Source organism: Caldanaerobacter sp. (genome assembly GCF_049701115.1).
GTDB lineage: Bacteria > Bacillota > Thermoanaerobacteria > Thermoanaerobacterales > Thermoanaerobacteraceae > Thermoanaerobacter.
In genome coordinates this window covers 1-13,886 of the sequence record NZ_JBNATX010000005.1, presented here as the reverse complement: position 1 = coordinate 13,886, position 13,886 = coordinate 1, and the positions used below count along the sequence as shown (strand labels likewise).

11 protein-coding genes are annotated in these 13,886 nt (G+C 36.1%); all 11 read left to right on the top strand.

The features are described from left to right. Positions 1-2 precede the first annotated feature (2 nt). On the top strand, positions 3-1,013 hold the full coding sequence (locus ACPLVE_RS03155; RefSeq protein ID WP_424609749.1) for a D-isomer specific 2-hydroxyacid dehydrogenase family protein: 1,011 nt from the start codon (positions 3-5) through the stop codon (positions 1,011-1,013). After that, positions 998-2,482, top strand: a complete 1,485-nt coding sequence (locus ACPLVE_RS03150; RefSeq protein ID WP_424609747.1) for a gluconokinase — start codon at positions 998-1,000, stop codon at positions 2,480-2,482. The genes ACPLVE_RS03155 and ACPLVE_RS03150 overlap by 16 nt, the downstream gene beginning before the upstream one ends. Before the next feature lie 18 nt (positions 2,483-2,500). After that, positions 2,501-3,910, top strand: a complete 1,410-nt coding sequence (gndA, locus tag ACPLVE_RS03145; RefSeq protein ID WP_424609745.1) for an NADP-dependent phosphogluconate dehydrogenase — start codon at positions 2,501-2,503, stop codon at positions 3,908-3,910. A 198-nt stretch (positions 3,911-4,108) separates the two neighbouring features. Beyond that, entirely contained in the window at positions 4,109-5,722 is a 1,614-nt protein-coding gene (locus ACPLVE_RS03140) for a mannitol dehydrogenase family protein (protein ID WP_424609744.1), read from the top strand. A gap of 151 nt (positions 5,723-5,873) precedes the next feature. Next, positions 5,874-6,887: a sugar ABC transporter substrate-binding protein gene (locus ACPLVE_RS03135; RefSeq protein ID WP_170271408.1), complete on the top strand. Its 1,014-nt coding sequence runs from the start codon at positions 5,874-5,876 to the stop codon at positions 6,885-6,887. 66 nt (positions 6,888-6,953) lie between these two features. Next, positions 6,954-8,456, top strand: coding sequence for a sugar ABC transporter ATP-binding protein (locus ACPLVE_RS03130; protein ID WP_424609741.1), 1,503 nt, complete (start codon positions 6,954-6,956; stop codon positions 8,454-8,456). Positions 8,457-8,473: 17 nt separating this feature from the next. Continuing rightward, on the top strand, positions 8,474-9,469 hold the full coding sequence (locus ACPLVE_RS03125; RefSeq protein WP_424609832.1) for an ABC transporter permease: 996 nt from the start codon (positions 8,474-8,476) through the stop codon (positions 9,467-9,469). 51 nt (positions 9,470-9,520) lie between these two features. Further along, positions 9,521-10,705, top strand: a complete 1,185-nt coding sequence (gene iolM, locus ACPLVE_RS03120) for a scyllo-inosose 3-dehydrogenase (protein WP_424609830.1) — start codon at positions 9,521-9,523, stop codon at positions 10,703-10,705. 24 nt (positions 10,706-10,729) lie between these two features. After that, positions 10,730-11,851, top strand: a complete 1,122-nt coding sequence (gene iolN, locus ACPLVE_RS03115; RefSeq protein ID WP_022588477.1) for a 3-dehydro-scyllo-inosose hydrolase — start codon at positions 10,730-10,732, stop codon at positions 11,849-11,851. Positions 11,852-11,964: 113 nt separating this feature from the next. Continuing rightward, complete coding sequence (gene iolG, locus ACPLVE_RS03110) at positions 11,965-12,978, top strand: inositol 2-dehydrogenase (protein ID WP_022588476.1); 1,014 nt, start codon at positions 11,965-11,967, stop codon at positions 12,976-12,978. A gap of 14 nt (positions 12,979-12,992) precedes the next feature. Next, on the top strand, positions 12,993-13,802 hold the full coding sequence (locus tag ACPLVE_RS03105) for a TIM barrel protein (RefSeq protein ID WP_424609739.1): 810 nt from the start codon (positions 12,993-12,995) through the stop codon (positions 13,800-13,802). Positions 13,803-13,886 lie beyond the last annotated feature (84 nt).

Here is a 13,886-nt window from a genome sequence, read left to right as displayed (position 1 = left end):
AAATGGGTGTAAAAATTGCAATTGTGAATTCTAGCAGTTTTGGCAAGCACTTTCCTGAACATATTGAAAGATTAAAAGCATTAGGGCAGGTAGACAGGTTTGACCTTCCTCATGACATGAGGGGAAAGGCTTTAGCAGAAAAATTAATGGGCTATTCTATAATAATTGCCAGTGTAAAGCCTTATTATGACAGGGAATTTTTTGAGTATAAGGACGAAACTCTTTTAATTGCTCGCCATGGCATAGGCTATGATGCTATAGATATAGAAAGTGCGACAAAAAAAGGCACTATAGTCACTATAGTTGGGGGAATAGTTGAAAGAGAAGCTGTGGCAGAAAATGCAGTTGCACTCCTTTTAGATGTGATGAGGAAAGTGAGAGAAGCTTCAATAAAAGTAAAAGAAGGGAAATGGCATGATAGAGCTAATTTCATAGGATACGAGATAAAGGGCAAAACTGCAGGAATAATCGGCATCGGAAATATTGGAAGTAGGGTTGCTGAAATATTAAAATATGGCTTTGGGGCGGAAGTTATTGCGTATGACCCTAACCTTTCAGAAGAGGAAATAATAAAAAGAGGAGCTCGTCCTGTGTCTTTAGAGGAGTTATTAAGGTCATCAGACATAATATCTCTTAATGCTTCATTAAATGAGAGAAATTACCACATGCTGTCTTATAAAGAATTTTCTATGATGAAAAATAATGTATTTATTGTTAACACTGCAAGAGGTGAACTTATAGATACAGAGGCTCTTATAAAAGCCTTAAAAGAAGGAAAAGTTGCTGGAGTTGGACTTGACGTAGTAGAAGGAGAACCTATTGATGAAAATCATCCGCTCCTTAAATTTGATAATGTCGTGATAACCCCTCACACTTCCGCCTACACATACGAGTGTTTAAAAGGCATGGGAGATAAAGTTGTTTCAGATGCAGAAAAAGTCCTGCGAGGCGAAATACCCGAGGGGGTTGTAAATAAAGAGGTGCTGGAGGGGGAGAAATGGAAAAAGATTTGATTCTTTCTGTTGACATAGGGACGACAAACTTAAAAGCAGGCGTGGTGAATGAAAAGGGAGATATTTTAAGCCTCTACAGGAAGGAGATGTCTATTGAAAGAGACAACAAAGGGAAAGCAGAGCACGACCCAGATACTCTTTTTAACGCTTTTGTAGAAGCAGCAAGGGAGGCGGCAAAAGGCTTTGAGGATAGGATTTCCTTAATCGTTCCTTCTTCTTATATGTTTGGCTTAATTCCCGTAGATGATAAATTAAATCCTTTGATGGGCATTATGACACTTCTGGATTTGAGGGCGAGAGAAACCTATGAGGAACTTTTAGAAAAAATTGATGTAAAGGAGGTTTACAGAAGGACAGGCTTTACTCCAACTTTTCATGCGCCTTTGTTTAAAATTTACTGGTTAAAAAAGAAAAGAAGTGATATATTTAATAAAACAAGGTTTTTTTTAAGCTCCAAAGATTTTATACTTTTAAAACTTTTGGGGCAGCCTTTTACAGAGCCAAGCATATCTTCTGCAACTGGTTATATGAATGTAAATACACTTGAATGGGATGACTATGTACTTGATATTTTAGGGGTTTCTAAAGAAAAACTTCCTCCCATCATGCCTTCAGATAAAATTTTGGCCGATTTGCCCGAACAATCTAAAAAGCTTTTGGGACTGACAAAAGATGTGAAAGTACTTACAGGAGTTTACGATGGAGGAGCGGTGGGAATAGGAATTGGGGCTTTTGAGGAAGAAGTTGGTGCGATAAACATAGGGACTACTGGAATGTTCAGAGTTGCCTATCCTGAACCTGTTTTTGACAAAGAAGAGGCTATGAGGCTTCAAACCTATTATTTATCTTCGGGTAAATGGTTCATTGGGGCTGCTATAAACAATGCAGGAGTTGTACTAAAATGGCTTAGAGACAATATTTTTAACATGCCCTATGAAGAATTAACTCATGAGGCTTCAAAAGAAGATTCTTCAAATCTCTTTTTCCTGCCCTACTTGACAGGTGAAAGGGACAAAGAAATAGGAAATATTGCATCAGGAGTGTTTTTTGGGTTAAAGAATATTCACACAAAGGGTCATATGATAAGAGCAGCTATGGAAGGAGTAGCTTTTTCCTTGCGCATGATTTATGAGGCGTTGAAGGACAATAATATAAAAGTGAAAGAAATTAGGGCAGGAGGAGGAGCGACAAATTCACCATTATGGATGGAAATTTTTGCATCGACACTGGGGCTGCCCATTAAAGTCTCTAAAGTAGAAGAGCCTGCTTTAGTTGGTTCTGCTATTTTGGGCTATTATGCCCTTGGAAGGTATGAGAATCTTTCTGAAGCTACGAAGGAAATGGTTAGTGTAGAAAATGTTTATATGCCAGACGAAAAAGAGGTCAATTATTATGAAGAGAAATTTCAATTTTTCAAAAAATTATCTCGAGAGCTCAAAAGCCTATTTGAAGCTCACAGCAAATTATAAAACAGGAGGTATTAAAAAATGAATGAAATAGGGCTGATTGGCTTAGCAGTTATGGGTCAAAATTTATCTTTAAACATCGCCAGGAAAGGTTATTCCGTATCTGTATTTAACAGAACCTCAGAAAAGACAAAAGAATTCTTAGAAGAAAGAGTAAAAAATGAAAAAATAGAGGGGTATTACGATATAAAATCTTTTGTCGAATCTTTAAAAAAACCTAGAAAAATTATACTTATGGTAAAGGCGGGAAAGCCTGTAGATGATGTTATACAGGAGCTTTTGCCTTATCTTGAAAAAGGAGACCTAGTTATTGATGGGGGCAATTCTTATTTTAAAGATACTTCAAGGCGTATAAAAGAATTAAAAGAAAAAGGCATACTCTATTTAGGAATGGGAGTATCAGGGGGAGAGGCAGGAGCATTGCACGGTCCTTCATTAATGCCTGGAGGAAGTGTTGAAGCTTATGAAATGGTAAAAGATGTACTTTTAAAGATTGCAGCACAGACGGAATCAGGTCCTTGCTGTACATATGTAGGAAATGACTCGGCAGGACATTTTGTCAAAATGGTCCACAATGGAATAGAATATGCCATAATGCAGGCAATATCTGAAGTTTACGATATAATGAGAAAAATTTTAAAGCTTTCTCCTGAAGAGATAGGAGATGTATTTGAGAAGTGGAACAATGGGGAATTAAACTCTTTCTTAATGGAGATATCCTTCAAGATTATGAGGTATAAGGATGAAGAGACAGGGAAGCACCTTGTGGATTTAATATTGGATGAAGCAGAACAAAAAGGTACAGGAAAATGGACTTCTCAGACTGCACTGGATTTAGGAATACCAACTCCATCACTAAACCTTGCAGTAGAGGCAAGGAGTTTGTCATTCTTTAAAGACGAGAGGGTAAAGCTTTCTGAAAAAGTTAAAAAAACATATCCTGATGTAAAATTGGATAAAGAAAAAGTGATAAAAGACTTAGAAAATGCCCTTTTGTTTAGCGTATTCACTTCCTTTTCGCAGGGATTGTGGCTTATACATGAGGCCTCAAAAGCTTTTGAGTACAATATTGACCTTTCAGAAGTATTGCGCATATGGAAGGGCGGCTGTATTATAAGGGCAAAGATTTTGGACTTTTTGAGAGAAATATTAAATGAAAACAAAGAGAATGTGAACTTGTTGGATAGCGATAAAGCCATTTCATTCCTCATGGATAAATTGGATTCAATAAGATACGTGACTAACTTAGCAAAAGAATTTTACATCCCAACTCTAGTACTTAATTCTTCACTTGACTATTTCTTAAGCATGGTTGAAGGTAACCTACCTGCAAACCTGATACAGGCGCAAAGAGATTTCTTTGGAGCCCACACCTATAGAAGGATAGATAAAGAAGGAATTTTTCATACAGAGTGGGAGCCAATCGATTAAATGTTGAATTGATGGGAGTTTTTTGCCCTCCCATTTTCTTTCAACAAAAATTCAATAAAAAAATTTAAAAATCAAGAAGGATTTTTTGGATTTATGTAGAATATATATTATTAAACACAAGATAATCCACAAAGTTAAGTAGGGTATGTAATGCAAAAATGCAATATTATAAAGCAAGTTTAGAAAGGGAGAAGGGATATGCTACTGACAAGAGAAGGTATAAAAGATGTTGAAAAATGGCGGAGTCGAGGCATAAAACTTCCTAACTACAATGTTGAGGAGATTTCAAGAAAAACCAAAGAAAATCCAATTTGGCTACACTTTGGTGCAGGTAACATTTTTAGAGGATTTATAGCACTTCTACCACAGAATCTTTTAAATAAAGGACTTATCGATAAAGGGATTATTGCGGTGGAGTCATATGATTATGAGATAATTGATAGAATTTATGAGCCTTATGATAATTTGAGTATGTTGGTAGTATTAAATATAGATGGATCACTTGAAATAGAAGTTATAGGCAGTATAAGCGATAAAATAATAGCCGATCCATCCCATAATGATTGGGAAAGATTGAAAAACATCTTCTCTAATCCATCACTGCAGATAGCAAGTTTTACAATAACAGAAAAAGCTTACAACTTAAAAGATTTTTCTGGTGAGTATATAAAAGATGTACAAGAAGACATAGAGGAAGGGTTGGATAAACCTAGGCATATAATTTCAAAAGTAACTTCTTTGCTGTATGAAAGGTACAAAGCAGGGGAACACCCGATTGCACTTCTGAGTTTGGACAATTTTTCTGGTAATGGAGAAAGACTAAAAAGTGCAGTAAAAACTATTGCAGAAGAATGGGAAAAGAAAGGCTTTGTGGAAGAAGGATTTTTGAATTACTTAACGGATTCAACAAAAGTATCTTTCCCGCTTAGTATGATAGATAAAATAGTGCCAAGGCCTTCAGAAGATGTAAAGAAAAAGTTAGAGGACCTTGGCATAGAAAAGATGGACATAATTAAAACCAGTAAAAATACAGTCATTGCGCCTTTTGTAAATGCTGAAAAAATACATTACCTTGTCGTAGAAGACAAATTTCCTAACGGCAGGCCTCCATTAGAAGAGGCAGGAGTGATTTTTACAGATAAAGAAACAGTAGAAAAAGTAGAGAGGATGAAAGTAACAACCTGTCTAAATCCTCTCCATACTACATTAGCGATTTTCGGTTGTTTACTAAATTATAACACAATAGCAGACGAAATGAAAGATCCATGTCTTAAAAAGCTTGTTGAAAAAGTTGGATATGACGAAGGGCTACCTGTAGTTGTTCATCCAGGTGTGTTAGACCCAGAAGAATTCTTAAGGGAAGTAATCGAAGTGAGATTTCCTAATCCATACATGCCAGATACACCGCAGAGGATTGCAACAGACACATCACAGAAAATGGCAATAAGATTTGGAGAGACAATAAAGTCCTACAGAGAAAGACCAGATTTAAAGGTTACAGACCTTAAATACATTCCACTTGTAATAGCAGGATGGTTAAGATATTTGATGGCTTTGGATGATGAAGGCAATCCAATGACATTAAGCCCAGACCCGTTACTTGAAGATTTAAGGTCACACATTTCAAATATAAGGTTAGGAGATGTAAACTCTGTACAGGATAATTTAAAACCTATTCTTTCAAATGTAAACATTTTTGGCGTTGACCTTTATGAAGTAGGACTGGGAGAAAGAATAGAAAGCTATTTCAAAGAGTTTATAGAAGGACCAGGTGCAGTGAGAAGGGTATTGAAAAAATATGTGGAGTGCTAATTAATTTTAACAGCAAACAGTAAGTTTTTCATAAATAACTTTTTTAGATTTAAATTAGAAAGGGGGAGGATAAAGTAACTTAATAGTACCTAGTAAGGTGCTTTAAGAAAAATCTATGCAATTAAAGAAAAAATGGAGGGGGATTAGGAAAATGAAGCCCGGTTTGAAAAAGTTTTTAACACTTTTTGTGGTGGTAATATTTGTATTAAGCATCTTTACAGCATGTAGTACTAAATCTTCTCAACAACCAGCTCAATCATCTCAAGAAACTAAAACGTCTCAGACAGGCGAGCAATCAAAGCCAATAAAGATAGCAGTTATTGTAAAGGCACTGAATAGTGACTATTGGAAAATTGTAGAAGCAGGTGCAAAGGCAGCAGGAAAGGATTTAGGTGTTGAAGTAACAGTATTGGGACCTTCTGCAGAAACAGATGTTTCTGGGCAGTTGGCTTTAATTGAAGACCAAATAACTAAAAAAGTTTCCGCTCTTGCAGTGGCACCTTCGCAGCCACCATCTGCTATTCCATTCTTTGAGAAAGCTAAAGCTGCTGGAATTCCAGTTGTGCTGATAGATACCGATGCAAATTGGGATGGTAAAGTAAGCTTTGTAGGAACAGGAAACTATAATGGTGGGAAATTAGCAGGAGAATTTCTTGCGAAAGAACTTGGGCCAGGCGGTAAAGTTGTAATCATAAGAGGAGCAATGGGAGATCCAACACATGATGAAAGAACCAACGGAGCTGTGGATGTTTTAAAGGAGAAAGGCCTAAAAATTTTAGATATTCAACCGGCTAACAGTGAGAGAGGAATGGGCATGAGCGTTATGGAAAATATACTTCAGGCTCACCCAGATGTTCAGGGAGTATTTGCTACTAACGACGAGATGGCTCTTGGAGCGTTAAGAGCGATTCAAGCTGCAAACAAGAAAATTATTGTAGTAGGATTTGATGGTTCACCAGATGCATTGAAATCTATTGCCGCAGGAGAGCTTACTGCTTCAGTTGCTCAGAGCCCATATAACATTGGGTACAAAGGTGTAGAAGCTGCAGTAAAAGCTGTTAAAGGAGAACCAGTAGAAAAAAGGATAGATACAGGTACCTACCTCATTACTAAAGACAATGTACAAGAAGAACAACAAAAACTCAACCAGATACTAGGCAAATGAATTTAAAAATTTCTTCCCCCAATAAAGCGAAAGGGCTTTATTGGGGGAAGATGGAGGTAAAAGGCAATGGATGAAAAAACAATATTGTTAATGAAAGGAATTAGTAAAAGTTTTCCAGGAGTACAAGCGCTGAAAAATGTGGATTTTGATTTGATGAAGGGTGAAGTACATGGTTTATTGGGGGAAAATGGTGCAGGTAAATCTACGCTCATTAAGATTTTGACAGGAGTATATCAAAAAGACGAAGGTGAAATTTTTTTAGAAGGTAAACCCGTTGTTATTAATAATCCTAGAGATGCTTTGAATTTGGGAATTGCTGCTATTTATCAGGAACTAGCATTACAACCCTATTTGTCTGTTGCAGAGAATATCTTTTTGGGACATGAAATAACAAAACAATCCAAGCTTGTAAGATTTATTAATTGGAAGAAAACACATGAAGATGCCAGAAAAATTCTGAAGGAATTGGAGTTAGATTTAGATTTAAATACTCCTATTAAGGAGTTAGGAATAGGGCAACAACAGATGGTAGAAATCGCTAAAGTTTTGTCTAAAAATGCAAAAATTGTAATTATGGATGAACCAACATCTTCTCTAAGTGAAAAAGAAACAGAAGAATTATTTAAAGTTATTTTTCGCCTAAAAGAAAAGGGTATATCTGTGATCTATATTTCTCATCGTTTAGAAGAAATCTTTAAAATTTGTGATAGAGTTACTGTTATGAGAGATGGAGAGAAAATTGTAACTTTAAATCCAAAAACTACAACAAAAGATGAACTTATAAGATACATGGTAGGTAGGACATTAGAGCAACACTATCCCAAAATTGAGACTAAAAAAGGTGAAGAAGCTTTACGTGTTGAGAATTTAACCAGAAAAGGGCTTTTTGAAAATATTTCTTTTACAGCGTATACAGGAGAAATATTAGGCATAGCAGGATTAGTTGGAGCAGGTAGAACAGAGATAGTAAGGGCTATTTTTGGAGCTGATCCTGTTGATAGTGGGAAAATCTATATATTCGGTAAAGAACGAAAAATAACTTCCCCTCAGGATGCTATAAGAGAAGGTTTAGTATTAATCCCAGAAGATAGAAAGACACAGGGGTTGGTTCTTATACAAAGCGTGCTAGATAACATAGTTTTAAGTTCATTACCTAAATATAAAAGAGGGTTATTATTGAGCTATCGCGAGATGACTGAAGAGAGTTTTGATCTAATTAAAAGATTAAATATAAAAACCCCTAATGTTAAAAAGATAGTTAAAGAGTTAAGTGGCGGTAACCAACAAAAAGTAGTGATAGCAAAATGGCTAACTCAAAAAGCTAGGATATTTATTTTTGACGAACCTACGAGAGGGATTGATGTAGGTGCAAAGGTAGAGATTTACAATATAATGAACGAATTAGTTAAAAATGGAGCTAGTGTGATTATAATTTCATCAGAATTACCAGAAATATTAGGGATGAGTGATAGGATAATTGTCATCCATGAAGGAAGGGTGACTGCTGAATTTAGTCGTGAAGATGCTGACCAAGAAAAAATAATGAAAGCTGCCACAGCTGCAGGGTAAAGGAGGAGCCAAAGGTGCTGGAAAAGGCGAAAAATACGCAAGAAGCATCCAAAATTAATTGGGGTAAGGTGAAAAGTATTTTATCTTCAGCAGGCGTGTTAATAGCATTAATTGTTTTAAGTGCGATTTTAGCAATATTATCACCCTATTTTCTCGAAGTAGAAAATTTAATGAATATAGCCAGACAGTCTGCGATCAATAGTCTAATTGCAGTAGGAATGCTCCTTACTATTTTAACGGCAGGTATAGATCTTTCTGTAGGTTCCGTTTTGGCGCTATCTTCAGTGGTAATGGCAATATTGATAAAGAATATGGGGATAAATCCACTTTTAGGAATATTAGTAGGACTTGGAGTGGGAGCTTTCCTTGGATTTTTGAACGGAATTATGTTGACAAAACTTCATCTTCCACATCCATTTATATCTACATTAGGTATGATGAATATAGCTAGAGGACTTGCGTTGATTCTTACAAAAGCTACTCCTATTTCAGGATTTCCTCCTGTTGTCCAATTTATTGGGGCGGGTAGCATAGGAATGGTGCCTATAAGTTTCTTGGTAGTGATAGGTGTTTATATAATTTATCATATATTTCTGACTAGGACCCCTACAGGAAGGTATATCTATGCTATTGGAGGGAATATAGAAGCGGCAAGACTTTCAGGAATTAACGTAGAGAAAGTATTGGTGATAGTATATACCTTGAGTGGATTAATGGCTGCAGTGGGTGGATTAGTACTGATAGGAAGAGTTAATGCAGCTTATCCTTTAGCTGGTTTAGGATATGAATTAGATGCTATAGCAGCTGTTATTATAGGAGGAGCAAGTTTCATGGGAGGTGTTGGAACAGTTTGGGGAACTCTTGTTGGTGCAATAATCATGGCAGTTATAAGAAACGGACTTAACCTCCTAAGTGTTTCGCCAGAGTGGCAAACAGTGATTATTGGTTCTGTAATAATTGGTGCGGTTTATTTAGATGTGTTAAGAAGAAGAATGGAAACAAAAACAAAATGATAATATTTAAAAATTTATAATAAATTTGAAGGAGGAGTTTTTATGGCAAAAATGAAAGGAGTTACTTTAGTTGCAGATTGGGATCCAAGACCAGGTTTTGAACTTGGGCCCAAAGACATTGAAGGGAAGCAGACGTATCTAGGAAGCAAAGTATGGAGGAATCCTAGATTAGAAATCAGGGAATATGATGTTCCTAAACCTGGTCCAGGAGAAGTTTTAATTGAAGTAAAAGCGTGTGGTATTTGTGGAAGTGACGTTCATATGGCTCAAACTGATGAAGAAGGATATATACTTTACCCAGGATTGACAGGTTTTCCAGTTATTTTAGGACATGAATTTTCTGGAGTTGTTGTAGAAGCAGGACCAGGAGCAATAGATAGAAAAACGAATAAACCTTTTAAAGGTGGAGAACCAGTATGTGCTGAAGAGATGTTATGGTGTGGCGAGTGCTATGCCTGTGCTATTGGATATCCTAACCAATGTGAGAGGCTAAACGAAATAGGATTTAATGTAAATGGAGCTTTTGCTAAATATATTGTTCTTCCAGCTAAGTATGTATGGAACATAGAAGCTTTGAGAGAACGTTATGGAGAAGAAAAAATGTTTCTTGCAGGTAGTCTAGTAGAACCTACTTCTGTGGCTTATCATGCAGTCATGGAAATAGGAGGTGGAGTAAGGCCAGGTGACAGTGTAGTTATATGCGGTGGGGGTCCTATAGGTCTTGCAGCAGTAGCTATAATGAAAAGAAATGGTGCAGCAAAAGTAATTCTTTCTGAACCCTCTCCTGCAAGAGCTGAACTTGGGAAGAAATTAGGTGCAGATTATGTGATTGATCCTACAAAGGTAGATTTTACTGAAGAAGTGTTGAAACTTACTAATGGGTATGGTGCTAACCTATACTTAGAAGCAACAGGACTCCCACATATTGTATATCCACAGATTGAAAAAACTATATGGGAAGGTAGGACAATAGGAGCTACGGTAGTAATAGTTGCAAGAGCTGATGCAAAGATTCCAGTAACAGGAGAAGTTTTGCAGGTGAAACGAGCTAAGATAATTGGTTCACAAGGACATTCTGGACATGGTACTTTCCCAAGAGTAATCGAAAGCATGGCTGCTGGAATGGATATGACACCGATAATCACAAGGACAATTAAATTAGAAGAGGTTCCTGAGTATATTATTAGATTACAAACAGATAAAACAGATGCAAAGGTTACTTGTGTAATGGACTAAAAATAAAAGAAAGGAGAAAAGAAAATGGAAAAGCCAAAGGACAAAAAATGGTTGTTGACTGATAACCCTGCGATAATTTTTGAAGATAATGAAGTTGGCAGACTGAAAAAACAAATTTGGGATGCATCAGAGGAAGAGATAGATCAAATTTTAAAGGAATATGAAATTCCTTCACCTTCTGAATTGGGCAAGCCAGGGTGTTATATACAAACTACCCCGCGCGTAAAAGTAATTGAGAAAAGAAAGAAAAATGATATTGTGCTTGTGCCAATAGGTTGTACGGAAAACCATGGTATGCATGCAAATAGCGGATTAGATACGTTTATGGTTACTCAGATTTTAGAAGGTGTACGCCGTTATACCGCTAAACAAGGAAGAGAAGTAAGTCTTGCTTTACCGCCTCTTAACTATGGAGGCCATCCATATCATCACCTGGGAATGCCAGGAACTATAGTAATGCCTAAAGAAGTTGTAGAAGAAACTATTATTTACACAATGTTAGGGTTATGGAATGACGGGTTTAGGAAAATTATCTTAGTAAATAATCATGGTCATTTATGGATGTTGGAATCAGCCATACAAGAGTTTATGAAAAGATTCCAGTTGCCAGGTATTTACAGAGTAATAGATTGGCATAGAGCTGTAAGAGAATTCTTCTATCCAACAGATAGGCCAGATAGTTTGGAAACACATTTTGTACATGCTGATGAAGCTGAAACGTCTGTAGCGCTATTACTCTTCCCAGAAATGATAGATATGAGTGTTGTTGAAGATGCAGAAGGAGAAAGCTTTTTACCAGATGGGCATTTTGATAAATCAGTAGATCCTTTCCGTAGGCCGAGCCGATGGTCTGAAGGAGAAGGACACATGGCTATAGAAAGGGCAGCTACTCCTCAAGGAGTGGTTGGAAAACCTAGTTTAGCTGATCCAAGGAAAGCTAAAAGGCCTATTGCTGCAATATTGAAATATTTAACTCTTGTAATTGATCAGATTTTAGAAGCATTTCCACCTGGTACTGTACCACCAGTAGAAAAGGTGACATTAAGGACAGAAAAAGAAATGGAGCCTTTCTTGAAGGAACCTTTGAGCCCGGGATGGAAGTCAGTTTATGAATTGCCCATGATTGGCGTGTTCCATAAACTATGATAAGTATTAACAAATAGGTAGTATCTGCTCCTCCTGGTATCTGGTATACAGAAAGATAAACTGCCAGGAGGAGCAGATTTTGGAATACAAATTTGCGTTAGGAGGCAAATTTTATGAAAAGCAAATTAAAGGTTGGAATAATAGGTGCAGGACGAATAGGCAAAATGCATGCGGAAAACATAAAAAGATATTTTAGTGAAGAAGTAGAAATTATTTCTATTGCCGATATTTTTGCTGATAAAATTTTGGATTGGGCAAACAGTATTGGAGTAAGTAGGGTGTATAAAGACCATAGAGCAGTTTTAGAAAATAAAGAAATAGACGCTGTTTTGATATGTTCTTCTACTGATACTCATAGTCAATTTATTATTGAAGCAGCACAAGAAGGAAAGCATATATTTTGTGAAAAACCTATTGATTTTAATGTGGAGAAAATAAAGCAAGCCTTATCTGAGGTAGAAAAAGCTGGAGTAAAGTTACAGATAGGTTTTCAGAGAAGATTTGATCCTCATTTTAGGAAAATGAAACAAATGATATTAGAAGGGAAAATTGGCGAAATGCATATACTTAAAATAACTTCTCGAGATCCTGAACCTCCACCTATTGATTATATAAAAGTTTCAGGCGGAATTTTTCTCGATATGACAATACACGATTTTGACATGGCGAGATATCTAACAGGATCTGAAGTGGAAGAAGTATTTGCAGTAGCTAATGTACTTGTTGATCCAAAAATTGGTGAAGTGGGAGATGTAGATACAGCTATAGTAACTCTAAAATTCAAAAATGGAGTATTAGGGGTAATAGATAATAGCAGAAAATCAGTATACGGATATGATCAGAGAATAGAAGTCTTTGGATCTAAAGGTAGTCTTTCCGTGGGCAATGAACTGAATACAAATGTGGTTTATAGCGGTGATGGTGGAATTTTAAGTGATAAGCCTAAATACTTTTTCATAGAAAGATATAAGGAAGCTTACATAGAAGAAATTAAAGCTTTTATAGATGCTATCATTAATGATAAAGAAACACCTGTAACTGGTATAGATGGTCTGGAACCTGTTCTTATAGGTCTTGCGGCAAAGAAATCTTTAGAAGAAAAAAGAGCAGTGAAGGTAGAGAGATAGGCGGTGTTTTTTAAATGAAAATTAGTATTGCTATTGGTAAAGAAGTGCCAGAGAAATTTCCGGCAGTTTTGAGAGGGGATATAGAAGGAAATATAAAAAAGGCAAAAGAGATAGGATACGATGCAGTTGAAATCCATGTAGAAAATCCCAAATTACTCGATGTAGGAAGTGTTTTAGAGATACTCAAAAGAGAAAAAATATCAATTTCTACTTTTGGTACAGGGCTTGCGTTTGTAAAGGAAGGACTAAGTTTTACTCATTCTGATGAGTGTGTAAGGGAAAAAGCTATAGAACGTGTGAAAGAATTCATGGATATAGCTAAAATTTTTAACGCAAAAGTTATAATAGGTTCAATAAGAGGGAAACTGCCAGAAGGGGAAAAAGAACGGTACGAAAATTATGCTCTTGAATGTTTTGCTAAAGTACTAGAAAAAGCCGAAAAAGAAGAAGTGGAGTTACTTATTGAACCAATTAACAGATATGAAACCAATTTTATCAATACCACAAAAGAAGCACTCGAATTGATAGAAAAACTTTCATCCAAGTATTTAAAAATACATCTGGATACTTTTCATATGAACATTGAAGAAGAAAATTTTCACAAAGCAGTCATGTTAGCCGGAGATAAATTGGGACATATTCATTTTGCAGATAGCAATAGGAAATATCCGGGAAGTGGACATATAAATTTTGTAGAAGTAAAAAATGCACTGGAATGTATTAATTACAATGGTGTAATAGCTTTTGAGTATCTTCCACTGCCAGATAGTGAAACTGCAGCAGTAAAAGGATTGGAGTTTGTAAAGAACTTATTTAAAAATTAAAAGCTTGTCCTTACCTCATTCTTCATTAAGGTTCTATAATAAATGTTGGGGTGGGGAAAAAGAAATCTATAAAAAAGAGAGCAC